At 73.3% G+C, this 26,194-nt stretch carries 25 protein-coding genes and 1 riboswitch; of the genes, 8 read left to right on the forward strand and 17 right to left on the reverse strand.

Going from position 1 to position 26,194, the window contains the following annotated elements; genetic code table 11:
* Positions 1-22 precede the first annotated feature (22 nt).
* From AB0B94_RS18425 to AB0B94_RS18435, 3 genes are read right to left on the reverse strand one after another with little or no spacing between them, the layout of a single operon-like run.
* A complete protein-coding gene (locus tag AB0B94_RS18425) occupies positions 23-1,219 on the reverse strand; it encodes a saccharopine dehydrogenase NADP-binding domain-containing protein (RefSeq protein ID WP_357280929.1) in 1,197 nt (398 codons plus the stop codon).
* Between the two features lie 51 nt (positions 1,220-1,270).
* Positions 1,271-2,440 carry an alcohol dehydrogenase catalytic domain-containing protein gene (locus tag AB0B94_RS18430; protein ID WP_357280932.1) on the reverse strand — a complete coding sequence of 390 codons (1,170 nt, stop codon included), beginning with the start codon at positions 2,438-2,440 and terminating at the stop codon, positions 1,271-1,273.
* Positions 2,437-2,877: a hypothetical protein gene (locus tag AB0B94_RS18435; RefSeq protein ID WP_357280935.1), complete on the reverse strand. Its 441-nt coding sequence runs from the start codon at positions 2,875-2,877 to the stop codon at positions 2,437-2,439. The genes AB0B94_RS18430 and AB0B94_RS18435 overlap by 4 nt, the downstream gene beginning before the upstream one ends.
* 144 nt (positions 2,878-3,021) lie before the next feature.
* On the opposite strand from AB0B94_RS18435, the gene AB0B94_RS18440 reads away from it, so the two are divergent.
* A complete protein-coding gene (locus AB0B94_RS18440; RefSeq protein ID WP_357280940.1) occupies positions 3,022-5,868 on the forward strand; it encodes a LuxR C-terminal-related transcriptional regulator in 2,847 nt (948 codons plus the stop codon).
* 5 nt (positions 5,869-5,873) lie between these two features.
* Here the strand turns inward: AB0B94_RS18440 and AB0B94_RS18445 are convergent, their stop codons facing one another.
* The 3 genes from AB0B94_RS18445 to AB0B94_RS18455 form a co-directional block, all read right to left on the reverse strand.
* Positions 5,874-6,422, reverse strand: a complete 549-nt coding sequence (locus AB0B94_RS18445; RefSeq protein WP_357280943.1) for a DsbA family protein — start codon at positions 6,420-6,422, stop codon at positions 5,874-5,876.
* Positions 6,419-6,916, reverse strand: coding sequence for a redoxin domain-containing protein (locus AB0B94_RS18450; RefSeq protein ID WP_357280948.1), 498 nt, complete (start codon positions 6,914-6,916; stop codon positions 6,419-6,421). Before AB0B94_RS18450 ends, AB0B94_RS18445 begins: the two co-directional genes overlap by 4 nt.
* A 96-nt stretch (positions 6,917-7,012) precedes the next feature.
* Positions 7,013-7,699 (reverse strand): BON domain-containing protein, encoded by a 687-nt coding sequence (locus tag AB0B94_RS18455; protein WP_357280951.1) that lies wholly within the window; start codon positions 7,697-7,699, stop codon positions 7,013-7,015.
* A 357-nt stretch (positions 7,700-8,056) separates the two neighbouring features.
* Here AB0B94_RS18455 and AB0B94_RS18460 point away from each other — a divergent pair, with 357 nt between their 5' ends.
* Positions 8,057-10,780: a cellulose binding domain-containing protein gene (locus tag AB0B94_RS18460; RefSeq protein WP_357280957.1), complete on the forward strand. Its 2,724-nt coding sequence runs from the start codon at positions 8,057-8,059 to the stop codon at positions 10,778-10,780.
* A 152-nt stretch (positions 10,781-10,932) separates the two neighbouring features.
* On the opposite strand, the gene AB0B94_RS18465 is transcribed toward AB0B94_RS18460, so the two are convergent.
* Together AB0B94_RS18465 and AB0B94_RS18470 are read right to left on the reverse strand one after the other, a co-directional pair.
* Positions 10,933-11,331 (reverse strand): hypothetical protein, encoded by a 399-nt coding sequence (locus AB0B94_RS18465; protein WP_238670081.1) that lies wholly within the window; start codon positions 11,329-11,331, stop codon positions 10,933-10,935.
* A gap of 175 nt (positions 11,332-11,506) precedes the next feature.
* Positions 11,507-11,647, reverse strand: a complete 141-nt coding sequence (locus tag AB0B94_RS18470) for a hypothetical protein (protein WP_238670080.1) — start codon at positions 11,645-11,647, stop codon at positions 11,507-11,509.
* 386 nt (positions 11,648-12,033) lie between these two features.
* On the opposite strand from AB0B94_RS18470, the gene AB0B94_RS18475 reads away from it, so the two are divergent.
* Positions 12,034-12,396: an STAS domain-containing protein gene (locus tag AB0B94_RS18475; protein ID WP_030330302.1), complete on the forward strand. Its 363-nt coding sequence runs from the start codon at positions 12,034-12,036 to the stop codon at positions 12,394-12,396.
* A gap of 18 nt (positions 12,397-12,414) precedes the next feature.
* Here the strand turns inward: AB0B94_RS18475 and AB0B94_RS18480 are convergent, their stop codons facing one another.
* The gene (locus AB0B94_RS18480) at positions 12,415-13,242 is read right to left on the reverse strand and encodes a 5'/3'-nucleotidase SurE (protein WP_112700029.1); all 828 of its coding nucleotides are present in this window, start codon (positions 13,240-13,242) and stop codon (positions 12,415-12,417) included.
* Complete coding sequence (locus AB0B94_RS18485; RefSeq protein WP_357280967.1) at positions 13,239-14,216, reverse strand: PfkB family carbohydrate kinase; 978 nt, start codon at positions 14,214-14,216, stop codon at positions 13,239-13,241. The genes AB0B94_RS18480 and AB0B94_RS18485 overlap by 4 nt, the downstream gene beginning before the upstream one ends.
* A gap of 188 nt (positions 14,217-14,404) precedes the next feature.
* Between AB0B94_RS18485 and AB0B94_RS18490 the strand changes: the two genes are divergently transcribed.
* Positions 14,405-14,869, forward strand: a complete 465-nt coding sequence (locus AB0B94_RS18490; RefSeq protein ID WP_357280970.1) for an SRPBCC family protein — start codon at positions 14,405-14,407, stop codon at positions 14,867-14,869.
* Positions 14,870-15,101: 232 nt separating this feature from the next.
* Here the strand turns inward: AB0B94_RS18490 and AB0B94_RS18495 are convergent, their stop codons facing one another.
* From AB0B94_RS18495 to AB0B94_RS18515, 5 genes are all read right to left on the reverse strand, one after another.
* Entirely contained in the window at positions 15,102-15,611 is a 510-nt protein-coding gene (locus AB0B94_RS18495; RefSeq protein WP_357280975.1) for a hypothetical protein, read from the reverse strand.
* A 143-nt stretch (positions 15,612-15,754) separates the two neighbouring features.
* Positions 15,755-16,768: a hypothetical protein gene (locus AB0B94_RS18500; protein ID WP_357281419.1), complete on the reverse strand. Its 1,014-nt coding sequence runs from the start codon at positions 16,766-16,768 to the stop codon at positions 15,755-15,757.
* Positions 16,769-16,824: 56 nt separating this feature from the next.
* Positions 16,825-16,956, reverse strand: a riboswitch (cyclic di-AMP (ydaO/yuaA leader).
* Positions 16,957-17,074: 118 nt separating this feature from the next.
* Positions 17,075-17,992 (reverse strand): cation diffusion facilitator family transporter, encoded by a 918-nt coding sequence (locus AB0B94_RS18505; protein ID WP_238670076.1) that lies wholly within the window; start codon positions 17,990-17,992, stop codon positions 17,075-17,077.
* 105 nt (positions 17,993-18,097) lie between these two features.
* Complete coding sequence (locus AB0B94_RS18510) at positions 18,098-20,215, reverse strand: AAA family ATPase (protein ID WP_357280980.1); 2,118 nt, start codon at positions 20,213-20,215, stop codon at positions 18,098-18,100.
* A gap of 107 nt (positions 20,216-20,322) precedes the next feature.
* Positions 20,323-21,294, reverse strand: a complete 972-nt coding sequence (locus AB0B94_RS18515) for an alpha/beta hydrolase (protein WP_357280985.1) — start codon at positions 21,292-21,294, stop codon at positions 20,323-20,325.
* A 170-nt stretch (positions 21,295-21,464) separates the two neighbouring features.
* On the opposite strand from AB0B94_RS18515, the gene AB0B94_RS18520 reads away from it, so the two are divergent.
* Positions 21,465-22,088 (forward strand): carbonic anhydrase, encoded by a 624-nt coding sequence (locus tag AB0B94_RS18520; protein ID WP_238670073.1) that lies wholly within the window; start codon positions 21,465-21,467, stop codon positions 22,086-22,088.
* 74 nt (positions 22,089-22,162) lie between these two features.
* On the opposite strand, the gene AB0B94_RS18525 is transcribed toward AB0B94_RS18520, so the two are convergent.
* Entirely contained in the window at positions 22,163-22,492 is a 330-nt protein-coding gene (locus AB0B94_RS18525; RefSeq protein WP_030330285.1) for a hypothetical protein, read from the reverse strand.
* A 308-nt stretch (positions 22,493-22,800) separates the two neighbouring features.
* Here AB0B94_RS18525 and AB0B94_RS18530 point away from each other — a divergent pair, with 308 nt between their 5' ends.
* Both AB0B94_RS18530 and AB0B94_RS18535 read left to right on the forward strand, forming a co-directional pair.
* Positions 22,801-23,292, forward strand: coding sequence for a DUF3145 domain-containing protein (locus AB0B94_RS18530; RefSeq protein WP_091409261.1), 492 nt, complete (start codon positions 22,801-22,803; stop codon positions 23,290-23,292).
* An 86-nt stretch (positions 23,293-23,378) separates the two neighbouring features.
* Complete coding sequence (locus tag AB0B94_RS18535; RefSeq protein WP_357280993.1) at positions 23,379-25,112, forward strand: glycoside hydrolase family 3 protein; 1,734 nt, start codon at positions 23,379-23,381, stop codon at positions 25,110-25,112.
* A gap of 30 nt (positions 25,113-25,142) precedes the next feature.
* On the opposite strand, the gene AB0B94_RS18540 is transcribed toward AB0B94_RS18535, so the two are convergent.
* A complete protein-coding gene (locus AB0B94_RS18540; RefSeq protein WP_357280996.1) occupies positions 25,143-25,814 on the reverse strand; it encodes a lipoprotein in 672 nt (223 codons plus the stop codon).
* A gap of 134 nt (positions 25,815-25,948) precedes the next feature.
* Between AB0B94_RS18540 and AB0B94_RS18545 the strand changes: the two genes are divergently transcribed.
* Positions 25,949-26,167 carry a hypothetical protein gene (locus tag AB0B94_RS18545; RefSeq protein ID WP_357281004.1) on the forward strand — a complete coding sequence of 73 codons (219 nt, stop codon included), beginning with the start codon at positions 25,949-25,951 and terminating at the stop codon, positions 26,165-26,167.
* Positions 26,168-26,194 lie beyond the last annotated feature (27 nt).

A 26,194-nucleotide genomic window follows, 5' to 3' on the forward strand; every position in this document is an offset into this window, starting at 1 on the left:
GCCCCCTCGACCCGGTCGAGGGTCAAGCCGCGGGCTCCCGCGTCTCCTGGCTGAGCACCCGGAAGGTGAGGCCGGCCCGGACGAGCCGGTCGAGCAGCGCGTCACCCATCGCGGCGACCGGGGTGAGCTGGCCGGCGATCGACGGCAGCTCGTCGAGCGCCAGGCACAGCGCCGACTCGGCCAGCATCTTCGCCGTCTCGTCGTAGCCGGGGTCACCGCCGGTGACCTCGGTGACCACCCGCTGCCCGCCGCCGGTGCCGACGAACCGGACCCGGAACCAGGACGACGCTCGCTGCTGGGCGGTGGGCCCCTGCCCGGACGCGAGCCGGCCGAGCAGCCAGCGTCGGCTGGGCGGCAGCTTCACCAGCCCGATCAGCGCGCCGAGCCCGGCCGCGCCGGCCAGCACCGTGGGCAGCCGCTTCACCGCGGCGAAGTGCCGGTAGCGGAAGTCCGGGCCGTACTCCGGGCGGGCCGCGGCCGAGCGGCGGACCACCTGCGGGTCGATGGTCGGCAGCGGCACCGTCCAGATGCCCAGCTCCGCCGAGCGGGCCAGCCGGCCGGGCACCGCCCGGACCCGGCGGTCGGTGGGGCGCGGCTCGACCGCCCGGCGGTCCCGGGCGGCCCGGCTGGCCTGGCCGGTACGGGAGAACGCGGTGAGCGCCGAGTGGTAGGTGCCGGCGGAGAACCGGCCGCCGGCGCGCACGTACCCGTCCACAGTGATCGGGACGTCGGTGGGCAACTGCTTGACGGTGAACCAGACACCCAGGTCGTGCGGGACGGAGTCGAAGCCGCAGGCGTGCACCAGTCGCGCGCCGGTGCGTGTCGCCTCGGCGTGGTGGCGCACGTACATGAGGTCGACGAACTCCGGCTCGCCGGTGATGTCCAGGTAGTCGGTGCCGGCCCGGGCGCAGGCCGCCACCAGCGGCTCCCCGTGGTGGATGTACGGGCCGACAGTGCTGGCCACCACCCGGGCGTTCCGGGCCACCGACCGCAGGGAGTCGGCGTCGGTCACGTCGGCGGTGAGCAGCGGCAGGTCGGCCAGGCTCGGGTCGATCGCGGCGAGCCGGTCCCGAACGGCGGCGAGGCGCTGCGGGTTGCGCCCGGCCAACGCCCAGCGCAGCTCGGCAGGCGCGTGTCGGGCCAGGTATTCAGCGGTCAGAGCGCCGGTGAACCCGGTCGCTCCGAACAACACCACGTCGTACGTTCGCTCCACGGCCATCCCCGGAGTCTGCCATCCACCGGCGACGATGACGTGATCACCAGTGGGCAGTCAGGGCGTGAACACGGCGCGTACGCAACCGTCGGCCCGGTCCCGGAACAGCGCGTACCCCTCGGGGCCCTGCGCCAACGGCAGCCGGTGGGTGGCCAGGTGTTCGGTCCGCAGCTCGCCACGGGCCATCCGGTCCAGCAGCATCGGCACGTCGCGCAGATCCGGCCGACCGGCGCCGCGCAGCGTGAGCCGCCGTTCGGTCAGCGCGCCCAGCGGGAACGCGTCGACGAAACCGCCCGTCCCGCCGAGCACCACCACCACGCCGCTCTTGCGACACGCGTGCACCGCCTCCCGCAGCGCGTCCGGCCGGTCGGCGTGCTGGCCACCGAACCGGTCGGCCCTCGACCGGGCCGGCGGCGTGCCGACCGCCACCACGCACACGTCCGGCCCGCGCCCACCGCTACGGTCGCGCAGTTCGGCCGCGACGTCGGTGCGGCGGTAGTCGAGCGGCTCGGCGTCGGAGTGCCGCTCGGCCATCCGCAACCGCTCCTCGTGCCGGTCCACCACCAGCACCCGGGCGGCGCCGCGCAGCACCGCCGCCCGGGCGGTCACCTGACCCACCGCCCCGGCGCCCCAGACCGCCACCACGTCGCCGTTACGCACCGCACCCAACTCGGCGGCGAGCCACCCGGTCGGCGCCACGTCCGCGGCGAACACCGCCCCGACGTCGTCGACGGCGTCCGGCACCCGGAAGGCGCTCACGTCGGCGTACGGCACCCGCACGTACTCGGCGTGGCCGCCAGCGAAACCGCCCGCCGCCCGGGGCCGGCCGAAACAGCCGGCGTCGGAGCGGACCCAGTCCGGGTCGGAGCGGAACCAGTCGGGGTCGGCGCTGGGCAGGTCGGCATGGGCGTTGTCGCAGCAGGAGTGCAGGCCCTGGCGGCAGTACCAGCAGCCGCCGCAGGCCACGCTCGCGCCGACCACCACCCGATCGCCGGCGCGGTGTCGGCGGACCCCGGGGCCGGCCTCCACCACCTCGCCCAGGAACTCCGCTCCGAGCACGTCGCCGGGCCGCAGCAGCGGATGCCGGCCGGCCAGCAGCGGCAGATCACCCCCGGCGGTGGCGCTGCGGCGAACCCGGACGATGACGTCACGCTCGTTGCGCAGCTCCGGGTCGGGGACCTCGCGGACGGCCAGTTCGCCGGCTGCCACCCAACACAGGGCTCTCACCCGTGGACCTCGGGGCGGTCCAGCGCGGAGCGGTCCGCGCGGAGCACCTCACCGGCCTCCGCCCGTTGCTTGATCTGGCGCAGGGTCCGGCGGACCAGCAGACCCGGGTCGTCGCCGACCAGGTGCGCGGCCAGCCCGGTGGGTGGGGTGACACCGGCCAGCGGCCGGGCGGCCAGCTCGGTGCCCCGGTCACCGGGTGCCGGGCGCACCCGCACCTCGACCGCCCCGTCGAGGCGGCGCAGCGGCTCCGGCCAGCGGCCCTCCGGCAGCACCTGCTCCGGCGGCCGGTCGACTGTCACCACCTCCCACCGGGCCGGCGCGGCGGCGTCGCCGTCCGCGCCGGGCCGGAAACCCCGACGGGGTACGCGCAGCAGCCGTGCCGCCCCGGCCAGCGCCGCCCCGCCGAGGGCGGGTCCCGCCCGCGCCAGCCGTCCCATCGGTACCACCCGTCCTCCCGGTTCACGTCCCCCGATCGTCTGTCGCACCCGGGTGAAGCGCGCTCGCCCGGAAGGGGTGAACCGGCTTGTGCCGGGTAACCGCTCGCCGACCGGGGGCGGAGCGTGTGGTGGGGGTGGGGCTGGGTGCCGCAACAGGATCACGTACGGGTCGAACCGGCACCGGGGCCACCACTGCTGGCGTCCCGGCTGACGCCGGCGGTGCCGCCGGAGCCGGTGGTCGCTCGGCCCCGCCTGCTGCGGCGGTTGGACGAGGGCAGCGCGGGACCGGTCACCCTGGTGGCCGCCCCCGCCGGCTGGGGCAAGACCACACTGCTCGCCTCCTGGATGCGGTTGGGCGGCGCGCCACCCGACGTGCAGCCGGGCGCGAACGTGCCGGACTCCGGCGACCTGTCGGTCTCGTCGGCTGACGTCCCGGTCTCGGCGTGGATGTCGGTGGAGGCCGGCGACGACTCCGACCGGCTCTGGGCGTACCTCGCCGCCGCGCTGCGCTCGGCGACCGGGGCGACGGAGGGCGGCCCGGTGCCCGACCGGCCGCCGCGCCCCGACCAGTTGGAGGCGCTGGCCGCCACGCTCGCCGCCGCCGACCGGCCGGTGCTGCTGATCCTGGACGACCTGCACCGGGTCGCCGACCCGGCGGCGTTGACCGGCCTGGAGTTCCTGCTGCGGCATGCCGGGCGGCGGCTCCGTCTGGTGATCGGTGCGCGGGCCGGACTGCACCTGCCGCTGCACCGGCTGCGCCTCGCCGGCGAGTTGACCGAGATCGGCCCGGACGAGCTGGCGTTCACCGACGACGAGGTGGCTGACCTGCTCACCGCCCACGCCGCCGCGCTGCCGGCGACCGCCGTGCACCGGCTGCGGGAGCGCACCGGCGGCTGGCCGGCCGCGCTGCGCATCGCCGCACTGGCGGTACGCGGACAGCCCGACCCGGAGCGCTGGGTGGGGCAGTTCGGCGGCGACCAGCCGGAGATCGCCGGCTACCTGCGCGAGGAGGTGCTGGCGACGCTGGACCCGGCCGAGGAGCACCTGCTGCGCCGTACCGCAGTCGTCGACGCAGTCTGCGCCGACCTGGCCGAGGCGTTGACCGGTCGCGCCGACGCCGGGCAGGTGCTGGCCGACCTGGCCGGGACCGGTGGTCTGCTGCACCGGGAGGACACCCGGCCACCCTGGTACCGGTGCGAGTCACTCCTCGCCGACCTGCTCCGCGCCGACCTGGCCCGGTTGCCCACCGACGAGTTGCGCGAGTTGCACGTCCGGTCCGCCGACTGGTACGCGGGTGACGGCCGGCCCGCCGACGCTCTGCGGCACGCCCTGGCCGCTGGCCGCTGGGACCTGGCCGGTGACCTGTTCGTCGCGCACTGGCCGGAGCTGACCCGCTACGACCGGGGCCCGGTGCACGCCTCGGCGCCCACGCCGCCGCCTGCGGAGGTGATCCGCGCCGACCCGGAGGTGGCGTTGGCCTGCGCCGCTGAGCGCGCGTACGCCGGTGACCTGCCGGCCGCCACCGGTCACCTGCGGGCCGCCGCCGAACACGCCGCGGGCCTGCCGGTGCCGCGCCGGGACCGGTTCCTGCGGTTGGTCACCGCGCTGGAGCTGACAGTGGCCCGGCTCGCCGACGACCGTGTCGAGGTCCGGGCCGCCGCCACTCGCCTGCTGCGCACCCGCCCCGCGGAAGCCACGCCGACCCGGCTGTCGAGCGGGGTGACCGGTTCCGCCCCGACGGCAGGTGGCGGGGCCGCCGCCGACGACCTGGACCTGCGGGCGTTCACGGGCACCGCGCTGGGGCTGGTCGAGTTGGCTGACGGGGCGTTGCCGACCGCCCGGTTCGTGCGGGCCCGGGCGGCCGCTCGGGAAGCCGGCCGGCCGCGTACCGAGCTGGTCGCCGCGAGCCGCGCCGCGCTGCTGCTCGCCGTGCGCGGCGAGCTGCGGGCAGCCGAGCAGGCGGCCAGGGACGCGCTCGGCATGCCGCAGTGTCGGGGCTGGTCCTGTCGGCTCGACTGCGCCCACGCGTACCTGGCTCTCGCCGTTGTGGCGCTGCTGCGCGACCAGCCCGAGGAGGCCACGGCGAACCTCGCCCTCGCCCTCCCGGGGCTCGACGTGACCGGCGGCTGGCCCGGCGACGCTGAGGCGGGCGTCGATTGGCCGGCCGCCGCCTCCGACGAACCGGTGGCGGCGGCGGTGGCCGCGCTGTGCCGGGCGCAGCTACGCCGCGACTCCGGTGACCCGGCGACCGGTCAGCGGCTGCTCGTGCGAGCCCGGGAGGCGCTGGCCGACCGGCCGTCCGCCGACGAGCTGACCGGGCTGCTGCGGGCCGCCGAGGCCGACCTGCGGGCCGCGCGCGGCGACCTGGACTCGGCCCGCGACCTGCTGGCCGGCGCCACCGACGAGGGGGCCGACCCGGTGCTCGCTGTGACGTTGGCGAAGGTGCAGCTGCGGGCCGGCGACGCCGCCACCGCCGGGCGGACCCTGCCGGACTGGCAGGCGCCGGCCGCCACCGCCTGGCCGCTACCGGTACGCCTGGACGCCGGTCTGCTCGACGCGGTGCTGGCCCAGCGCGCCGGGGACGGGCGTCGGGCCGGTCGGATCCTGGAGCAGACGTTGGACCTGGCCGGCCCGCAGGGCTGCCGCCGGGTCTTCACCCGCGCCGAGCCGCCGGTGCGGGACCTGCTGGCCGTGCACCTGGACGCGGGCACCGCCCACTTCACGCTGGTCAGTGACCTGGTACGGGGCGCGGGACAGGATGCCGACGGGCCGCCCGCCGGGCCGAGGGGCGTGCTCGACGAGCCGCTCACCGAGCGGGAGCTGACCGTCCTGCGCTACCTGCAGAGCATCCTGTCCAACGTGGAGATCGCCAGCGAGTTGTCCCTCTCGGTGAACACGGTGAAGACCCACGTCCGCAACATCTACCGCAAACTCGACGCGACCCGCCGGCGCGAGGCGGTCCGGCGGGCGCGCGAGTTGCGGCTGATCTGAGCGGGTCAGGCGTTGGCGGCGGAATCCGCCGCGGTCAGCAGGTCGGGCAGGTCGTACCCGCCGTCGTGCCTGATGCCGTTCACGAACAGGGTCGGGGTGCCGTTCACCCCGCTGCGGATGCCCCCCACGAAGTCCCGACGCACCCGGTCCGCGTGCGCACGGTTCTCCACCTCGGCGTTCAACTCGTCCGGCGGCAACCCGACCTGCTCGACGCCGAGCGAGAGGTGCACCGGGTCGAGCTGGTCCTGATGCTCGTAGAGCCAGTCGTGCATCTCCCAGAACCGGCCCCGGACCCCGGCGGCCTCGGCCGTCTCGGCGGCCCGTTCGGCGTAGGGGTGCACGTTGGCGATCGGGAAGTAGCGGTAGACCAGCCGTACGGTGTCGGCCCGCTGCCGCAGCAACTCGTGCAGGTTCGGGTACGCGGCACCGCAGAACTGGCACTGGAAGTCGCCGTACTCGACGATGGTCACCGCCGCGTCGGCCGGCCCCCGGATGTGGTCGTCGGTGGTCACCGGATCTCGAAGTCGGGCGGTGACCTGCAGTGGAGTGCTCATCCGGCCATCACCTTCCGATCGGCGGCGAGTTGGTCCAGCGCGTCGAAGATGCCGTCGGCGCCGGGGTTGACGTCCGGCGGTGACAGGTAGCTCCAGGTCACCTTCCCCGCCGGGTCCAGCACCACCAGCGCGCGGGCCGCCTCACCGTTCGCCATGTACGCGCCGTAGCTGCGGGCCACCTCGCCCTTGGGCTCGAAGTCGGCCAGCAGGGGGAACTCGATGCCCCGGCTCTCCGCGAAGGCCCGGTGTGACCAGATGCTGTCCACCGACAGGCCGAGCACCACCGCCCGGTACTGGGCGAAGACGGGTGCCGCCGACTGGTAGAGCGACATCTGGTCGCCGCAGACCGGACTCCAGTCGGCGGGGTAGAAGGCGAGCACTACCGGCCGGCCACGGAACCGCTCAGGCCCCAGCAGAGCCCCGTCCGGGGTGGCCGGCAGTGTGAAACCGGGCGCGGCGCGCCCCGGCTGGATCAGCCCGTTCGGATCACTCATGCCACCAGCCTGCTCCCGGGGTGGGTGAGACGGACTCACCCACCCCGGGTGGTTGCGCGCCCGTTCAGCGCCCGCCCAGCGGGCGCCCGCCCCCGCTCAGCGCAGTCCCGGGGCGACAGCGATGTGGTTCTGCACCTCCCGGATGCCCGGCGCGGACCAGGCCACCTGCTCGACCTCGTCCCGTTCGGGCATCGAGTGCACCAAGCCGGCAAGTATCGCGGTGTCGCCGTGCACCCGGACGCTGATCCGTTCGGCCTCGGTCGCCCCGGCCCGGGCGAGGGCGTCGACGATCCGGTCGGCCACGTCGCGGGCGTCCGGCGCGGTGGCCGGTCTGACGGTGATGCCGTTGCTCACCCCGCGTACGCCGGCCAGCCGGGCGACAGCGCGTTCGGCGGCTCGGCGTTGGTACTCCCACTCGACGTCGCCGTGCAGCGTCACCCAGCCGGCCGAGACGGTGACCTGGAGCTTCTCGATGGGCACGAACGCGTCCCACTCCAGCCCGTGGCTGGCCGCGGCGGCCAGGTCGCTGTCGGCGCGCTCGGTGCCGTTGGTGAGCTGTACCGCCACGTCGTTGGCGACCGCCCGGACCGAGGCGACCCGGTGGGTGGCCCGTTCGGCGGCCCACTTCTTCGCGTAGCTGTCCACGCGACCGGTCAGGGTGACGACGCCCTCGGCGACTGTCACGCCGATCTCGTGCGGCTGCACCCGCGGTTCCCAGGTCAGCTCGTCGAGAACGGCGGACTGGATGTCCTGGTCGGTGCGGTTGATCTCCGCGATGGCCATCTGTCCCTCCTCCGCTGTTGCGATGGCGGACCGTGTGGTGGCCGCGGCCGGAGTCCGCCGTGCTGCGATGGTGCCGCCGCCCCGGGTGAGCCGCCCTCGCCCGGACCGGGTGACGGCGCGGCCCGACCTGGGCGCCACGGCTGGGGACCGGGAACGAACATCGATGATGGGAGCGCTTCCAAAGCGAGCCGATTTCGGTTACGGTAATCGCGTTCCTCGATCGCGGGAGCCGTCGCGTCGGGTGGTGGAGCCAGGGCAGCTCTGCCCGTCCCCGTCGTCGTGCTCGTCCCCCGGGCCACGGCGTCACCCAGGCGATCGACCCCGTCCCCCGGGGCTCCATCCCGAGAGGAACCGCAGATGCGGAGAAGTCTCGCCGGCACTGTCGTGTCCGTGCTGGCCGCCGCCACAGCCGTCGTGGTGGTCCCGTTCACCGCCGCCGGGTCGGCCCCCAACCCGGCCGCAGCGGAGGCGTACACCTGGCGGAACGTCCCGGTGGGCGGTGGCGGCTTCGTGCCCGGCATCGTCTTCAACCCCACCGAGAAGAACCTCATCTACGCGCGCACCGACATCGGCGGGGCGTACCGCTGGGAACAGAGCAGCCAGTCCTGGACGCCGCTGCTCGACTGGGTCGGCGCCGACCGGTGGGGCTACAACGGCGTGGTCAGCATCGCCACCGACCCGGTGCAGACCAACCGGGTGTACGCCGCGGTCGGCATGTACACCAACGGCTGGGACCCGAACAACGGCGCGATCCTGCGCTCGGCCGACAAGGGCGCCACCTGGCAGGCCACCGAGCTGCCGTTCAAGAACGGCGGCAACATGCCGGGCCGGGGAATGGGGGAGCGGCTCGCCGTCGACCCCAACCGGAACAGCATCGTCTACTACGGCGCCGAGGGCGGCAACGGGCTGTGGCGCAGCACCGACCACGGCGTGACCTGGGCCCGCGTCACCGCCTTCCCCAACGTCGGCAACTACCGGGCGGACCCCAGCGACCCGAACGGCTACAACGGGCAGAACCAGGGCCTGACCTTTGTCAGTTTCGACAAGAGCACCGGCACCGCCGGCTCCACCACGCAGACCATCTACGTGGGAGTGGCGGACAAGCAGAACCCGGTCTACCGCAGCACCGACGGCGGCGTCACCTGGGCACGCCTCCCCGGTCAGCCCACCGGCTACCTGGCCCACAAGGGGGTCGTCGACCCGGTCGGGGGCCACCTCTACATCGCCACCAGCGACACCGGTGGCCCGTACGACGGCGGCAAGGGCGACGTCTGGAAGTTCACCCGGTCGACCGGGGCCTGGACGCGGATCAGCCCGGTGCCCTCCACCAGCGCCGACGCCTACTTCGGCTACAGCGGGCTGACCATCGACAGGCAACGCCCGAACACCCTGCTGGTGGCCACCCAGGTCTCCTGGTGGCCGGACGCGATCTTCTTCCGCAGCACCGATGGCGGGGCGACCTGGACGCGGATCTGGGAGTTCAGCAACTACCCGGAGAGGTCCCGCCGCTACACCATGGACATCAGCTCGGTGCCCTGGCTGACCTTCGGTGTCAACCCGGCACCCCCGGAGGACGCGCCAAAGCTCGGCTGGATGAACGAGTCGGTGGAGATCGACCCACACGACTCCAACCGCATGATGTACGGCACCGGCGCCACCATCTACGGCACCACCGACCTGACCCGGTGGGACACCGGCGGCCAGTTCACCCTTCGACCCATGGTCAGAGGGCTGGAGGAAACGGCGGTCCTCGACCTGATCAGCCCGCCCAGCGGCGCACCCCTGATCAGCGCGCTCGGCGACGTCGGCGGCTTCCGACACACCGACCTGGACACGATTCCGTCGATGCTGTTCACCCAGCCGGTGTTCACGTCCACCACCAGCCTCGATTACGCCGAGAGCAAGCCCGCGGTGCTGGTGCGCGCCGGCAACTTCACCGACGCCGACCGGCCCAACGACAGTCACGTCGCCTTCTCCACCGACGGCGGCGCCACCTGGTTCCAGGGCACCGAACCGTCCGGGGTCAACCTCGGTGGCACGGTGGCCGCCGCGGCCGACGGCAGCCGCTTCGTCTGGGCACCCGGTGACGCGGGCCAACGCGTCGTCCACTCGGTCGGGTTCGGCAACTCCTGGGCAGCGTCAACCGGCATCCCGGCGAACGCCACCGTCGAATCCGACCGGGTCGACCCCACCCGGTTCTACGGCTTCAGCGACGGGCGTTTCTACCTGAGCACCGACGGCGGGGCCAGCTTCACTCCGACCGCGGCGACCGGGCTGCCCAGCACTGACGTACGTTTCAAGGCCCTGCCGGGCCGGGCCGGCGAACTGTGGCTGGCCGGGCCGGGTGGCCTGTGGCGCTCCACAAACGCCGGCACCAGCTTCACCAGGCTGGACGGCGTCAGCGCCTCCGGCAACGTCGGTTTCGGGAAGGCGGCACCCGGGCGGACCAACCCCGCCGTGTTCCTCTACGGCACGGTGAACGGTCAACCGGGCGTGCACCGCTCCGACGACACCGGCGCGACCTGGGTACGCGTCAACGACGACCGCCACCAGTACGGCAATCCGACCGAGGCGCTGACCGGAGACCCGCGGGTCTACGGTCGGGTCTACCTCGGCACCAACGGTCGCGGCATCCTGGTCGCCGACCGCAGCGGCGGCGAGCCCCCGACCACGCCACCCCCGACGACCCCACCGCCCACCACGCCACCGCCGACGACCCCACCGCCCACCACGCCACCGCCGACGACGCCACCCCCGAGCACGCCGCCGCCGGCCGCCGGTTGCGCGGCGACCTACCGGGTGACCGGCTCCTGGTCCGGTGGTTTCCAGGCCGAGCTGGTGGTCCGCAACGTCGCAAGCGCCCCCATCGCCGGTTGGACCCTGAGCTGGACCTTTACCGACGGCCAGCGGATCGACCAGCTCTGGGGCGGCACCCACACCCAGACCGGGGCTGCCGTGTCGGTCCGGGACACGGGCTGGAACGGCGCGCTCGCCGCCGGGGCCAGCACCACCGCCGGCTTCCTCGGCTCGTGGGCCGGTAGCAACACGCCCCCGGCCGCCATCACCTGCACGAGCCGCTGAGCGGGTGATCCGGGGCGGGACCCCGGATCACCACGAAACACCGGTCCGCCGGGCCGCCTGAGGGGTCCGGCACCCGGCGGACCGGTCCATCCCGACGCCACGCCGGGCCCCGCTCGACCTGAGTCGATCGGGGCCCGGCGTGGCGCTGTGTTTCAGACGGCGGGGGAGTTCGGGCGGTCGACGTCGACGAACTCCACGTCGTCGACGGCGCTGTCGTCCCGGCTGCCGGCGGCCCGTGCGGCGGAGCCGACGGCCCAGCCGACCGCCGCGCCGACGAGCGCGGCGCCGATCAGGAGCGTCCAGGGCAGTGCCGGCTGACGGCCGGCGAGCGCGTCGAAGGCCAGCGAGGCGCGGCGTCGCGCCTCCTCGGCGGCGGATCCCACCAGGTCACCTGCCCCGTCGGCGAGGTCGCTGCTGTTCTGGCGGGCCGAGCGGGCGGTGTCCCGCACACTGTCTCCGGCGTAGCTGACGGCTGAGAGCAGGTGCTCCCAGGCCTGGTCCGCGATCCGCTCCGGCTTGCTGCGGCGGTCCAGCAGGTTGGTTCCGAACATCGTGGTTACCTCCTCGGGTGCCGAAGCCGCCGGCCACTTCGGACTTCGGCGTCTTTCCAGCGCGTCACGGTGTCGCCTATCCCGCAGTGCCCCGCGTCAGCCGGACGCAAACCCCGACCTCCGCCGCGCACCGGTAGCCCGGTGCGCTGATTCGGTGACGCACCGGGCTACCGCATCAGCGCACCGCTGACACGGCGACACCTCTGGCGAAGTCGTCGTCATCGTCGTCATCGTCGTCTCCGCCACCGAAACCGCAGGCCAGAACGAGGGCGAGCAGAACACCGACGCCGGCCAGCCCGGCAAGTCGCTTGATCATCGAAGATCCTCTCCGTCGCGGTGGTATCCCGGCCGATGCTAGGGCGCGTCGGCAACCGGGGGCGCGGGTCGCGCCGACCGGGGGTGGGCGACACGCCGACGGCACACGGGGCAGGCGTACGTCATGGGCCGGTTGTCGGGCGCGCCGGGTCCGGACCGCTACCCTGGTTCGGCGGCGGGCCGGTCACGACCGATCGTCGATGGTCAGATAACGAAAAGTCTTGAGTAATCAGATGCTGAAAAGTACGGATATGGGTGCCTTTGTGGGCCCGGATCCGCGAATTGCTCATCCCGAGGGGTGGCGACCGAGGCCGTCGGAGGAATACTCTCGGTCGCGGCCCGCGTACTGATGAGGCGCCCGGGGGACGGGCGGGTGGAGGTGCTCGCGTGAGCCTGTCGATCGTGAAGTCGGTCCTGTCCGGTGGTGTCGTGGAGATCGCCCCACGGGGTGAGATCGACGTCGACACAGCGTACGAGGTGCGCGAAGCGATCGCTGAGGTGCTGGCCAAGGGCCGCCCTCTGCGCATCGAACTCAACATGAGGTTGGTCACCTTCATCGACTCGGTCGGCATCAGCGCGATGGTCGCCGGCTTCCAGACAGCCGAGGTCAGCGACGTCAAGCTGGTGGTCACCGAGCCGAGTCGGTTCGTGCACCGACAGCTCTGGGTGACCGGCCTGCTCGGTCTCTTCGGAGCCCCGGAGCCCTACTTCGCCGGCGCCGCCACCCCCGAGGTGCTGCCCGGCGCCTGAGCGCGCCGGGCGTCCCCGTCAGGGCTGCTCGTCCAGGCCGGTCAGGTCGATGTCGGTCGCCTCGGTGACCGCGCGAATGGCCGTCACCGACGCGTACCCGGCGGCCAGCAGCGCCACGTCCGTGCCCGGCTGTGCGGCCTGCCCCGGCTCCTCCAGCGAGGTACGGACGAACCCGTGGCCGGATTCGGCCACAGTCATCTGCACCTGACCGAAGCTGGCCAGGGTGCCGCGTCGCACCCCGCGCAGTTGCCCGTGCGGCAGGTCCGGGGTGTTCACGTTGAGCACGCTCTCCATGGGCGCGGAGGTCAAGCGGGGGAGCAGGTCCAGGGCGACCCGCGCGGCGGTGCCCCAGTGCCGCTCGGCGTCGCGTACCCGGGCGGCGGCGTCCACGGCGGCGCCACCGCTCGCGGCCGTCGCCTCGCCGGCGGAGAGCACGTCCAGGGAGACCGCCATCGCCCGGCAGCCGTTGGTGGCGGCGGTGAACGCGGCGCCAACGGTCCCGGAGTGCAGCACCGCCCGGCCGGCGTTGGCGCCCCGGTTGACGCCGGAGAGCACCACCGACGGCGGTGGGCCGAACGCCCCGTGCAGGGCGATCAGCGTGATGAACCCGGGGGACCCGGCGACCCCGTACGCCGGCACACCCGCCAGGTCCGGCAGCGGGTGGTCGTTCACGACGACTCGCCCGTCGCGCTCCATGGCGCTCATCGCGGCGCTGGTGCCGCTCGCCTCCTCCATCGGCGCAGCCACCACGACGTCCAGCCCCCGCTGCCGGGCAGCCCAGGCAAGCGCCTGGATCCCCGGCGCGGCGATCCCGTCGTCGTTGGTGATCAACACCCGCACTGTCATCGTTCGACCACCCGGCCGGCCAACTCGTCAGGGGTGGTCCGCTCCTGTTGCCGGCTGTCCGCCGGCACCAGCCGGACCCGGTCCACCAGGCCGGTGATCGAGTCCAGCCGCCCGGTGCCCAGGCCGTGCCGGGTCACGTTCAGCGCGCCAGCGGCGGCACCGGTGCGGATGGCGGTCCGAATGTCCCCACCCCTGGCCACGACGGCCGCCACTCCGGCCGTCATCGAGTCGCCCGCGCCGCGTGGGTCGGCGGCCTCCAGCCGGGGCATCTCGACCTGGAACAGCTCCCCGTCGACGAGCGCCAACGCCGGCTGGTCGGCGCGGCTCACCACCACCGTCTCGGCGCCGCCCGCGTGCAACTCGTACATGGCCCGGGTCAGTTCCTCGGTGTCGTCACTGCGAGCGCGGCCGTCGCGGATCAACTCCTCGTGACTCACCTTGAGGAAGAACACCCCGCTCTCCAGCACCGAACCGAGGTGGTCGCCGGAGAGGTCGACCACCACCCGTCCGCCGTTCGCGCCGAGGTCGGCGGCGAAGCGTCGGTACAGGTCGGCAGGTACGAGCCACGGTTCGTTCGGCCCACTGAGGATGCTCACCGAGGCCCGCAGGCCCTCGCCGAGGGCGAGGTTGTACAGCTCGTCGATCTCGTGCCGACTCAGTGGCTGCCCGGGCACGTCGGCGATCTCCTGCCGGGAGCCCTCGCGGCGATCATGCACGTACCCGCCGCTGCCGGAGTCACGGACCACCACCTTGAGGTCGACGCCCTCGCTGACCAGCAGCGGCTCCAGCACCTGGCCGATCTCACCGCCGAGGGCGGCGCAGAGCACCACGTCGACGCCGAGGGAGATCACCATCCGGGCCTGCCAGACGCCCTGCCCGCCAGGGTGCAGGTGCAGCTCGGGGTGGTCGTTGGGCTGGTCCACAGTCACCGTCAGCTGCGGGGTGGGCGCGAAGACCATCACGTGCCCACTCATCGGTCATCGCCGTTCATGCTGGCCGCCCTCCGGCACTTTCGGAAGATTTCGCACTAACCGACCCTAATGGCGCAGGTGGTGGCGGGTCGTCGCATCGGTCCGCTCCGGCGCGGCGCGGAGAGCCCGGGGCGTTGCCAGCCAGACATCGGTACGGGACGATCGGGCGACAAGCGACGGCGGGAGACGGTGTGCTCAGCAGCGATACCTTCAGCTACACCGTCCAGGCCCGGTGCTCACCCGCCGAGGCGGCAGCGTTGCTCAGCGACCTGACCCGGCAGGGCGAGCTGCATCCGCTGATCGTCAGGGTTCGCCGGGTGCCACCCCGGTCCGGCGCCCAGGCCAGCTACACGATCAACGATCGGTTGGCGGCCGGTCCGCTGCGCTTCCGGACCACGTACCACGCGGACGTGCTGATCAGCGAGGCCGACGAGATCGTCACGGTGGCCCGCCAGTGGCCGGCCACCACGGTGCGAAACCACACCCGACTACGCGCCGAACCGGACGGGCTGGTCCGCATCGACGTCGAGATCACCCTGACCGCACCGACGCCACTGTTCCGGTACGCGTTCCGCCAGGCCCAGGCCGCTCACCTCGCCCTCGCCACCCGGCTGGGCGCCGCCCTCGACCGCACCAGCAACCCCCCGCCCACCTGACCCGCCCCGCCCACCCCGCCCCCGCCCACCCCGCCCCGCCCCGCTGCGTCGATCTTGCAGTTTCGGTTGTAGATATCAGCGGAATGCCCCATGTGTCGGGACACTAAGTGCAAGATCGCGGGGCCGGGCAGGCCACTCGCGGGGCCGGGCAGGCCACTTGCGGGGCAGGGCAGGCTACTTGCGCTTGGCGCTACGGCCTTGACCTGCTGGCGGCGTGCAGCGGAAGAGGAGCCTAGATCGTGGTTGCGGCGCGATCACGGGTTGTGCGGGCCGGTCGGGCGGCGGGACGTCGACCCCACGGCTTGTAGGTGGACAGCACCGTCGCGATGATCATCAGGCTGGTCGACACCGCCGGCGCGATGACCAGGTCGGCGCGATCGCGTGCCGGCAGGGCGGCGCCGACCGCTCCGGCGTGGCGCAGGTTCGGGGTGAGCAGGAACAGCACCAGCCCGACCATCACGGTGGTGAGCACGAGCTTGACCAGCACCCAGCGGTGGCGCAGCAGGCCCCACGGGGTGAGCAGCGAGCTGGCGACTCCGATCAGCCAGACCAGGACGCTCAGCGGCGCGAACAGCACCGTGCCGACCAGGGCCGTGACCGGATAGACCACCGCCGGGTCGGCACCCCGCTGCACGGCGATGCCGAGGGTGAGCAGCACCAGGTCGGCGCCGAGCCAGCCGAGCGAGGTGACGAGGTGCAGGGTGAGCAGCGCCTTGCGGGTGGTGGGTCGGATCCGAGGCATACCGCGATGCTGCCCGCGGACCGCGGCCGGGTCGTCCGACGAGCGACGACATCAGGGGTACGCCCGGCGACGTAGCCCGGCCCCCGGACGCACGTGATGCCTGTGAGTCATCACGATGACTCACAGGCATCACGACGGCTGGGTTAGTAGACCGACAGGTGGACGTGGTTGGTGTGGTCGGTCGACGGGGTCCCGTGCGCCCCGCTGTACGACTTCCACCCGCTGCTGGGCAGCCAGATCTGCCGGTACCAGATCACGTAGAGCACGGCGAGCCGGTCCGCGTTGCGGATGAAGTACGCGGCCAGGTTGTTGCCGTAGGTCTTGTCGCCGCCGGTGGCGTTCCCGCCGAAGCCGCCCTTCTGCGCCGCGAAGTCGCAGGCCCGGCCCTTCGGGTGTTCACCGGAGCCGCTGGGGCGGTGGCACGAGACGTACCGGGTGAACCCCGCGGCCTTGGCCTGGTTGAGCGCGTGCAGGGTGCGGGGGGTGATGCAGCCGCTGGCCGGGGTGGGATCGTTGACGCTGCACGACTCGGAGGGCCAGGAGCCGTCGGAGTTGCGCGGCGCGGCCGTCGCGTTGGCGTTGGAGGTGCCCCGGTTGGAGCCGGCGTCGCCGGTGGTCTGCGGTCTGGGTGTGGTGGCCACGGTCAGGGCCCGTTCGGCCTGCTCCTTGCGCTTGGCCATCACCGCGACCTGCTTGCGCTGTTCGTTGATCTCGCCGTCCAGGGCGACTCGGGTGCGATTGGCCTTGTCCTTGCTGTTCAGCAGGTCGCGCAGCACCCGGTCCTCGTTGGCCGCCACCGCGTCCAGCGCGGCCGCCCGGTCCATGAAGCCTTCGGGGGTGTTGCTGTTGAGCAGCGCCGACATCGCACCGAGCCGGCCGGTGCGGTAGGCCACTTCGGCGATCTCGCCGACCTTGCCGTTGCGCTGGTCGATCTCGACCTCGATGGTCTTCAGTTGGGTGGCCAGCTGCTGCTGCCGTTGCACTGAGGTGTCCAGGGCGCGCTTCGCGTCCAGGTAGCCCTTGCTGGCCGCCTCGAGTTGGGCGCGCAACGCCGGGGTGCCGCCCTCCTCGTCGGAGTCGGGTGCGGCGGCCCGTAGGCCGGTCGGGGGAGCGGCCGAGGCGGTGCCGGCCGGAAGCGCGACGCCGAGGGCGAACATCGCGACGATCAGGGCCGCCAGTCGGGCGGCGGGTGGTCGTGCTGGTGCCACTGCGCATGTCCTTCCGTCAGCCGCCGACCGGGTTAGCTGACGGGTTCGGGACGGAAGATCCCTACCGCTGACGCGGATGCACCCCAGGAACATGGTTCCCCGGTTCGCCCAGCTGGGCGATTAGGCGGCGACCGCCACCGGCGCCGGGAGGGCGCCGCCTGGTGGAGGCCGGGACCGAGCCTACCGGTGCCGGTGGGGCCGGTGCAGCCAATGTGACGGACGGTGCGTGCGTCACCACGGAAAATTACGGCTCCGTCACCATTCGATGGAGCCACAGGCTCCAGAGGCGGCGCCGGGCTCTATCTGCAACGTCGCGTGCTCGATGCGGAAATCGTCGTGCAGGGCCGTACGCGCCGCGGTGAGCACCGCGCCGACCTCCGCGCCGGGTGCCATGGTCAGGTGGGCGGAGGCCACCTCCATGCCCGAGGTGAGCGTCCAGACGTGCAGGTCGTGGACCTCGACGACCCCGGGGACGGCGGCGAGCCGGTCGTGCACGGCCGTCACCTGGAGGTGCTCCGGGGCGGCCTGCACCAGGATGCGGATGGCGGCGCGGGCCAGCCGCCAGGTGCGCGGCAGGATGAACACGCCGATGGCGACCGCGACCAGGGGGTCGGCCCACCACCAGTCGGTGACGGTGATGAGCAGCGCCGCGCCGATGACGCCGAGCGAGCCGAGCAGGTCGCCGAGCACCTCCAGGTAGGCGCCCTGGAGGTTGATGCTCTCGCGGGCCCCGGCGCGCAGCAGCGCGAAGGCGGCGATGTTGGCGAGCAGGCCGAGCACTGCCACCGCGAGCATCGGGCCGGCGATGACCTGGTGCGGGTCACCGAAACGGCGGATCGCCTCGATCACCACGTAGATCGCGACGCCGGAGAGCAGGACGGCGTTGGCCAGCGCGGCGAGCACCTCGAGCCGGTAGAGCCCGAAGGTGCGCTGCGGGTCGCCGGTGGCCCGCCGGGTCGCCGTGATGGCGGCGAGCGCCATTCCGATGCCGAGCACGTCGGTGAACATGTGCCCGGCGTCGGAGAGCAGGGCGAGCGAGCCGGTGTGCAGGGCGACCACCGCTTCGACCACCATCAGGGTGGCGAGCAGGCCGAATGCCGCCCAGAGTCGACCTCGGTGCTGGTGTGCGGCATTGGCGACGGACCCATGGTGGTGGTCATGACCTGCGCCCACGAGAACCACCTTCCGCCGCTGGCCGGGACCCGGTCAAATGTATGCTCACATCGCTATGTGTGCAAGTGTATGCCCAGGATCTTCCCTGGCGGCAGTCCGCACACGTCAGCCGGTCGGGTCGATGGTGGTGAGCCGCTGAGTGGCCCGGGAGAGCGCCACGTACAGGGTGCGTACCCCGGCCCCCGGATCCGCCCGGATCTCGCTCGGGGCGACCAGCACCACCCCGTCGTACTCCATGCCCTTGGCCTCCAGGCTGGTCACCACCTGCAACCTCGGCGCGCCGAGCGCGCCCAACCACCCGGCGACCTCGTCCCGGCGGGGGACCGGCGTGATCACGCCGACCGTGCCCTCCACCTCGGCCAGCAGGCCGGCGGCGGCCTCCACTGTCGCGGTCTCCAACCCCGTCGCGGGCACCACCAGCTCCACCGGCTCGACCCCGGTGGAGCGGACGGCGGTCGGCAGCGGCAGGTCCGGGTAGAGCCGACGGATCTCCGCCGCCGCCACCGCGAAGATCTCCGACGAGTTGCGGTAGTTGGTGGTGAGCGTGAAGTCGTGCCGCTTGCGCCGGCCCAGCGCCTGGTCGCGGGCTCGGGCCAGCTCCTCCGGATCGCCGGTCCACGCGGTCTGGGCGGGGTCGCCCACCACCGTCCAGGAGGCCAGCCGGCCGCGCCGACCGATCATCCGCCACTGCATCGGCGAGACGTCCTGCGCCTCGTCCACCACCACGTGCGCGTACTCCCGGTAGTCCTCCGGGCGCTCCCGGGCCGCCGCGCGGGCCGCCCGCTGCCGTTCACCGAGGGTGCTCAGCTCACGGACGCCGCCGGCGAGCTGGAACGGATCGCGTCGCGCGCGGGCCGGCTGCGCGGGCTTACCGAGCAGCGCGTCCAACTCGTCCAGCAACGCCACGTCGGCGATTGTCAGCCCGGCCGAGTCCAGGTTCCGGTACGCGGCGTTGAGCAGCCGGATCTCCGCCGAGGAGAGGATCCCCCCGGCGTACCGGCGCAGCCGGTCCGGCTGCGCGAGCCAGCCGAGCACGTGCCGGGGGTGCAGCCGAGGCCACCACGCCTTGAGGAACTCCCGAAACTCCGACCGCTCGGCGATCTCTGCCTCGAAGGCCGGTTGCTCCGGCAGTCGACCGCTGCTCAGCTCACGGGCCTGCGTCCAGAGCGCGGCGAACACCCCGTCGAAACCGGCGCGGCGCACCTCGTTGCGTCGTGCGCCACGTTGCAGCGCGCGGTCCCGGATCCGGTCCAACGCGGTCCGGTCCAACCGCAGCAGTGTGCCCCGGTAGAGCAACCGCAGCTCACCCGGGCCGTCCGGCACCGCGTCGCGGGCCGCCCGCTCCAGCACCCGGCGCATCCGCAGCGAGCCCTTCACCGCCGCCACCTCGGGCGGGTCGGGCCGGGTGGCGGTCATCCCCGGAAAGAGGGTGCCCAGCGAGTGCAGGGTCGCGGTGTCCTCACCGAGCGACGGCAGCACGGAGCCGATGTACTCGACGAAGACCGACGAGGGTCCGACCACCAGGATGCCGCCGCCGGCGTAGCGGCTGCGGTCGGAGTAGAGCAGGAACGCGGCCCGGTGCAGGGCGACAGCGGTCTTGCCGGTGCCGGGGCCGCCCGCGACGATGGTCACCCCGGAGCCGGGCGAGCGGATCGCCTCGTCCTGCTCCCGTTGAATGGTCGCCACGATGTCGCGCATGCCCCGGCCGGTGGCCTTGGACAGGGTGGCCAGCAACGCGCCGTCACCGACGACGGTCATCCCCTCCGGAGCGGCCGTCGGGTCCAGCAGGTCATCCTCGATCCGGGTGACCCGCTCGGCGCGGGACTGGATGGTGCGGCGCCGCACCACGTCCAGCGGCTGCGCCGGAGTGGCCTGGTAGAAGGCGGCGGCGGCCGGTGCGCGCCAGTCGACGACGAGCGTCACGGCGTTCTCGTCGCGGATCCCCAGTCGCCCGACGTGCAGCACCTGACGGTCGCGCAGGTCCAGCCGGCCGAAGACCAGCCCCTCGTGCTCGGCGTCCAGGGTGTGCCGCCGCTGCGCCGCGTGGAAGACCATCGCGTCGCGCTCGACCAGGGCGCCGTGCGTGCCCACCCGGGCCATCCGGTAGCCGTCACGCTCGGCCCGGACGGCCGACTGCCGCAGCTCGGCCAGTCGGGCGTACACCCGGTCGAGGTGTCGTTGCTCGACGGCGATCTCCTGCTCCAGGCCGGTCTGGTCGGTCAACGCACGCTCCTTCAGAGGTCGCCGGCAGGCGGCGGGAACCGCGCGGGCCAACCGAGAAGAGTACGGCCCCGGAGCCGACCCGCCGCGCCCGAGGTGCGCGAACGTGCTCAGGCGCCCGTCTCGGCGGGGGCCGCGCCACGGTGAGCCGGCGGCGATGCGCCACGGTGAGCCGGCGACGATTCGGCGAGCACCCGCCGCACCACGCCGGTGAGCGCGGCGTTGACCTCGTCCGGACGTTCCATCATCAGCATGTGCCCGGCACCGGGGCAGACGGTCAGCTCGGTGGCCGGCAGAGCCGCCGCGATCGACTCGGCACACGGTGGCGGGGTCAGCCGGTCCCGGTCACCGACCAGGGCGGCGGCGGGCAGGTGGGCCAACGCGGCGAGGGTGTCCAGCCGGTGCTGGGTGCCGATGGAGGCGCGGAACCCGCCGATCGAGCGCAGCGAGGCCCGAGCCACCGCCGACGTCACCAGGCGGATGTCGGCCGGCTCGCAGCGGTCACCGAAGAGCATCCACCGGATGCTCGGTTGTAGCGCGTTCAGCAGTGCCCGGGGCGCGCGCCACGAGCCACACCGGGCCAGCACACCGGCGCCGGTCGTCTCGGCCAGCCGGATCAACCGGGCGATCCGCGGCGAGAGCCCGTAGACGGTGTGCGTGTGCCCCTCGGCGGTGGTCGAGACGAAGACCAGGCCGGCGGTACGGGCGGCGAAGTGCGCGGGGTGGCGGTGCGCGTACTCCATGATCGTCATGCCGCCCATCGAGTGCCCGACCAGCACCACAGGGCCGCTCGGCGCGACCGCGTCGATCACCGCGGCCAGGTCGTCACCCAACTGGGCCACTGTGGCAGTGGGCAACGCCATGCAGCTGGACCGGCCGTGCCCCCGCGCGTCGTAGGCCACCACCCGCACCGCACCCCCGAACGGCGGTGCCGTGAGCGCGTCGACCTGCCGGTGCCAGGCGCGCCCGTCCAGCGTCCAGCCGTGCAGCAGGATGGCGGTGACCTGGGCGTCCGTCGGACCCGTCGCCTCGACGTTGAGCCGTACGCCGTCCGGTAGACCGACCTCGAACCGCTCCGGCATCGCCACCTCCCCAGGGCCGCCCAGTACCACCAGCACCTCCGATACCCGGCGGTAACACCGGCTACCCGCCATGACACCACGCCAATCGCGGCGTGGCGAACATTCCCGACCTCGCCCCTGCCGGACGGCGGCGGGCCAAGCTGAACGGCATGGGGTCGTCGGGAGCACCCATGGGCGCGACGTCGGGGCAGGGGCGGCAGGCCGGCGGTACGCCCCGCGCCGCGCTTGCCGACCTGCTCGCCGGCAACCGGCGGTTCGTCAGTGGCCAGCCGGTGCATGGACACGACGTCACGGCCGCCGCAGCGGCCTCCGGCGACCAGCAGCCGTACGCAGTGGTGCTGGGGTGCATCGACTCCCGGGTGCCGTTGGAGGCGATCTTCGATCAGACCTTCGGCGCGATCTGCGTGATCCGTACCGGGGGGCACGTGCTCGATCGCGCGGTCTGCGGCTCGATCGAGTACGTGGTCGGGCAACTCGGCGTACCGCTGGTGATGGTTCTCGGCCACGAGCGGTGCGGCGCGGTGCAGGCCACCGTGGAGTCGCTGCGCACCGGGCAGCGTCCCGGCGGGTCGCTGGCGCACCTGGTGGACGAGATCGCCCCGGCGGTGACCGAGGCGGGGCTCGACGATCCGGCGGTGCAGCCGCTGGCGATCCGCCGGCACGTCCGGCGCACGGTGCGCACCCTGCGCGAGGACGATCTGCTGGCCGGGCCGGTGGCTGCCGGCCGGGTGGCAGTGGTCGGCGGCCTCTACGACCTGGCCACCGGCGAGGTTGCCCTGCTCGATCCAGGCTGACCCGGCCTCCGGACACGCGAAACCGCCCGCCGGGAACTCCCGGCGGGCGGTTTCGTTGGTGCGTGGGGGAGGGCTCAGCCCTCGAAGACGCCGGCCGCGACCAGACGCTTCTCGGTGGCCTCCCAGCCGTCACCCGGGTGGGTGGCAGCCAGGTTGTTGATCTCCGCCCGGATCTTGGCGGCGTGGCCGGCGGCGGCCAGAACGCGGATCTCCTCGACGAAGGCGTCGGAGTCCGTGCGCAGGTGCGCGGTCTTGCCGTTGGTCAGGTTCCGCACGTAGGCGTGCTTGCCGCCGTTGAGCGGGATGAGGTACTTGAACTCGCCCAGCACGCTGAGGGCGCCACCCTGGCCAGCCTGGCCGGCCCGGACGGACGCGCGCGCGGTCTTAGAGGTGTTGCTCGCCACGGAGGTACTCCTTGCAAGACGTACGGGAGGACTGGACGTCCGGGGGCTGTGTGCGGGTCGTACGTGACTCGACCCGCGAAGGTGTAACGCGGCATAAGCCGCCGGTGGAACTGTACAGGACCACGACATCATGCTGGTCGTCGCGGTGTCCTGAGGGGCAACGGCGACCACCCGTCCGGCTATTCCACCCGGCGTTTTTTCCGATTCTCTGGCGCACCATGCGTCACAGGAGTCATCATGTGTTGCAGCAGCCACCTGGGTGGACGAGGTCGTAGGGGAAGACGCACCTCGCTCTCCGGGAGGTCACCGTGCCAACGCGTGGCGTCGTATACGTCCATTCGACCCCGCTCGCCGTGTGCTCACACGTCGAGTGGGCGATCGCGCGCGTCCTAGCCGCGCCGGTCAACCTGCAGTGGACGGCTCAGCCCGTCGACCCCGGCGCACGCCGGGCCGAGTGCGGGTGGACCGGTCGTCCGGGGACGGGCGCCGAGCTGGCTGCTGCCCTACGGCAGTGGCCCATGATCCGTTTCGAGGTCACCGAGGAGCCGAGTCCCGGCGCCGACGGTGAGCGCTTCATGTACGTGCCAGCCCGTGGCCTGTTCCGGGCAACGGTGGGCGTGGCCGGCGACATTCAGCTCGGCGAGGACCGCCTTCGGGCGCTGATGGCCGCCTCCCGGGCCCCCGAGGCGCTGGCGCACGCCCTCGATAAGGCGCTCGGCACGGCGTGGGACGCTGACCTGGAGCCCTACCGGTACGCCGGCGACGGAGCCCCGGTGACCTTGCTCACTCGGGTCGGCTGACCGGCCGGCGGGCCGCTGGCCGGACGCCGTCGCAGCGCTGACGACCGGTAAGGTCAAGTTGCCCCGATAAGGGAGAAGCTGGTGGGATGGGCGGCGTGTCGAATCGCCCGTGGCGCGCCAGTGTCGCTGTCGCAGCCCTGACCGCCCTGCTCGTCTCCGGCTGCTCCGGTGACCCGGAGCGCCCCACGCCGACGCCCAGCCCGGCCGGCACGTCCGCGGGCCCGAGCGTCCCGGCAGCGCCGCCGGCCGGCGACCCCGCCAGCCGTGCTGCCGCGCTGGTGGCGACGCTGGCCGACGAAGACCTCGTCGGCCAGGTGCTGATGCCGTACGCCTACGGCGACTCGGCGACGAAGGTCTCCGCCGGCTCGGCGGCCGGTAACCAGGCCCTGGCCGGGGTGGACACCCCCGCCGACATGATCGCCAAGTACCGACTGGGTGGCCTGATCCTGGTCGGCTTCAGCGCCGACGACCCGACCAAGGGCAACCAGGAGACCACCAACGTCGACAACCCCAAGCAGGTGCACGAGCTCACCGCCGGGCTGCGGACCGCCGGCGGTCGGCTCGCCGCCGGTTCGGCGCCGCTGCTCATCGGCACCGACCAGGAGTACGGCGTCGTCACCCGGGTGAGCGACGGGGTCACAGTGCTGCCCAGCGCCCTCGCGGCCGGCGCGGCCGGTGACCCGAAGCTCACCGAGGCGGCCTGGCGGGCCGCCGGCACCGAGTTGGCCGCGATGGGCATCAACATCGACTTCGCCCCGGTGGCCGACGTGCTGGCCACCCGCAGCACCGTGATCGGCTCCCGCTCGTACGGCGCCGACCCGAAGCAGGCAGCCGCGCAGGTGGGCGGCGCGGTCCGCGGCCTCCAGGCGGTCGGGGTCGCTGCCACCCTGAAGCACTTCCCCGGGCACGGCCACAGCGCCGACGACTCGCACCAGGACCTTCCGGTGCTCACGCAGTCCGCCGCGGCGTTGCAGAGCGGCGCGTGGCCGCCGTTCACCGCCGGGATGGACGCGGGCGCGATGGCCGTGATGTCCGGTCACCTGGACGCGCGCGCGATCGACCCGGGAACCCCGGCGACGTTCTCGCACAAACTGCTCACCGACGTGCTGCGCGGCCAACTCGGCTTCAAGGGTGTGGTGATCACCGACGGGATGAACATGCCGCCCGCGATGCGCTGGGCCCCCGGCGAGGCGGCGGTCCGGGCGCTCAACGCCGGTAACGACCTCATCCTGATGACCCCGAACGTCGGTCAGGCGTACGACGGGCTGCTCGCCGCGCTGCGCGGCGGATCCCTGCCCCGGACCCGGCTGGTCGAGGCGGTCACCCGGGTGCTGACCATGAAGTTCCAGCTCGCGGAGCTGCCGGCGGCGCAGATGTCAACGCTCAACACCCCGGCGCACCGGGCGGCGGCCGACGCGCTGGCCGTCGCCGCCGTCACCGTGCTGAAGGGCGCCTGCGGCAAAGCGGTACGCGGACCGGTCACCGTCACCTCGTCCGGCGGTCGGGACGGCACCCGGGCCACGCTCACCGCCGCGCTGACCGCCGCCGGGGTGCAGGTCAAGCCCAGCGGCGGCACGATCGTGCACCTGGTGGGCTACGGCGACGGCGCCAAGGACCTGAGCCCCGACGCGGCGGTGACCGTCGCCATGGACACCCCGTACGTGCTGGCCGACGCGAAGTCACCGACGCTACTGGCGACCTACTCGTCCAGCCGGGCGTCGATGACCGGCCTGGCCGCCGTGCTCGCCGGCAAGGCCCGGCCGGGCGGCCGGTCCCCGGTGACCGTCCCCGGACTGCCCGCCACGACCTGCGGTACCTGACCGTCCGGCACGGCCCGGTCAATGCCCACCTCAGTCGCCCTTCGCGAGCCCCCGCACCGCGAGCCGGTACGCCGGCAGCACGTCGGTCCGTTCGGTGATCAGCCCCTCGTTGACCGCGAAGACGAGCGTCTGCCCCGCCGACTGGACGGCCAGCGCCCAGTTCCGCGACTCATCCTCCTCCTCGACCAGCGGGTTGGTGGCGAGCCAGGTCATCTCGGTGGCGTCGAAGCCGCCGGCGCGGAGGTCACGGAACTGTTGGCCGGCGACCGTCTCGCCGGCCCCGGCGGCGAAACTCTCCAACGCGGCGCGCGGCGTGACAGTCGGTGAGTCCGCCGCCCAGATCCGTAGGAATCCGCCGCCGGCCGGCCGGCCGTCCACCTCGCAGCGGGCGGTGGTGCCGCCGCGCTTGGTGAGGGCTTCGCCGACCACCTCGGCCAGCTCGCCCTTGGGCGGCTCGATCGCCTTCGCCGTCCACCCGTCGGCCAGCGGAAACGTCACCGGTACCGGGCAGGGGGAACCGGTGCCGCCGGTGGTGCCGCCGGGCGACGCCGGGGTCGTCTCGTCGTACCAGGGCTCGCCAGCGGCCTGTGCGGCCGGGCTGCCGGCCGCGGGCCCGGCCGGAGCGTCGGCGTCGTCGCCGCAGCCGGCCAGCAGTCCGAGGGTGAGTGCCGCCGACACGGCGACGCGGGTACGAACGTCCATTGTGGTGATCCCCGTCAGTCGATCTTCAGTCGGCCCATCTAAGCGGTGCGGTCTCTCGACGTCAATCGGCATCGTGCGCCCGGCACGACGGAAATCGGGTCGCCCCCGGCCGGTCGGTCTGACAGCCTCACCCCATGGGAGCGGCAGCAGGATTCCGGCACGTGCAACGGGCGGACGGCACTGTGGTGATCACCCACCACGGCCGGGTCGCCGGCACGCTGCGCGGCGCTCGGGCCGAAGAGTTCCTGGCCGAGGTCGACGACGACCCGCAGTTGGTGATGGCCCGCTGGACCGGCAACTACCGCCACGGCAACGAGCGCACCGCCAAACAGCACCCCCGCAACCGAGGCTGAACGACGAAAGGGCCCCTCCTCTCGACG

The organism is Micromonospora sp. NPDC048986 (genome assembly GCF_040649335.1).
Lineage (GTDB): Bacteria > Actinomycetota > Actinomycetes > Mycobacteriales > Micromonosporaceae > Micromonospora > Micromonospora alfalfae.

What these genes read in the sequence shown, in the direction of transcription:
- AB0B94_RS18425 (WP_357280929.1), bottom strand. Translation starts at nt 1,219, where the DNA reads ATGGCCGTGGAGCGAACGTACGACGTGGTGTTGTTCGGAGCGACCGGG.
- AB0B94_RS18435 (WP_357280935.1), bottom strand. Translation starts at nt 2,877, where the DNA reads ATGGGACGGCTGGCGCGGGCGGGACCCGCCCTCGGCGGGGCGGCGCTG.
- AB0B94_RS18445 (WP_357280943.1), bottom strand. Translation starts at nt 6,422, where the DNA reads ATGAGCACTCCACTGCAGGTCACCGCCCGACTTCGAGATCCGGTGACC.
- AB0B94_RS18450 (WP_357280948.1), bottom strand. Translation starts at nt 6,916, where the DNA reads ATGAGTGATCCGAACGGGCTGATCCAGCCGGGGCGCGCCGCGCCCGGT.
- AB0B94_RS18455 (WP_357280951.1), bottom strand. Translation starts at nt 7,699, where the DNA reads ATGGCCATCGCGGAGATCAACCGCACCGACCAGGACATCCAGTCCGCC.
- AB0B94_RS18460 (WP_357280957.1), top strand. Translation starts at nt 8,057, where the DNA reads ATGCGGAGAAGTCTCGCCGGCACTGTCGTGTCCGTGCTGGCCGCCGCC.
- AB0B94_RS18465 (WP_238670081.1), bottom strand. Translation starts at nt 11,331, where the DNA reads ATGTTCGGAACCAACCTGCTGGACCGCCGCAGCAAGCCGGAGCGGATC.
- AB0B94_RS18470 (WP_238670080.1), bottom strand. Translation starts at nt 11,647, where the DNA reads ATGATCAAGCGACTTGCCGGGCTGGCCGGCGTCGGTGTTCTGCTCGCC.
- AB0B94_RS18480 (WP_112700029.1), bottom strand. Translation starts at nt 13,242, where the DNA reads ATGACAGTGCGGGTGTTGATCACCAACGACGACGGGATCGCCGCGCCG.
- AB0B94_RS18485 (WP_357280967.1), bottom strand. Translation starts at nt 14,216, where the DNA reads ATGAGTGGGCACGTGATGGTCTTCGCGCCCACCCCGCAGCTGACGGTG.
- AB0B94_RS18495 (WP_357280975.1), bottom strand. Translation starts at nt 15,611, where the DNA reads ATGCCTCGGATCCGACCCACCACCCGCAAGGCGCTGCTCACCCTGCAC.
- AB0B94_RS18500 (WP_357281419.1), bottom strand. Translation starts at nt 16,768, where the DNA reads ATGTTCGCCCTCGGCGTCGCGCTTCCGGCCGGCACCGCCTCGGCCGCT.
- AB0B94_RS18515 (WP_357280985.1), bottom strand. Translation starts at nt 21,294, where the DNA reads ATGCCGGAGCGGTTCGAGGTCGGTCTACCGGACGGCGTACGGCTCAAC.
- AB0B94_RS18520 (WP_238670073.1), top strand. Translation starts at nt 21,465, where the DNA reads ATGGGCGCGACGTCGGGGCAGGGGCGGCAGGCCGGCGGTACGCCCCGC.
- AB0B94_RS18535 (WP_357280993.1), top strand. Translation starts at nt 23,379, where the DNA reads ATGGGCGGCGTGTCGAATCGCCCGTGGCGCGCCAGTGTCGCTGTCGCA.
- AB0B94_RS18540 (WP_357280996.1), bottom strand. Translation starts at nt 25,814, where the DNA reads ATGGACGTTCGTACCCGCGTCGCCGTGTCGGCGGCACTCACCCTCGGA.
- AB0B94_RS18545 (WP_357281004.1), top strand. Translation starts at nt 25,949, where the DNA reads ATGGGAGCGGCAGCAGGATTCCGGCACGTGCAACGGGCGGACGGCACT.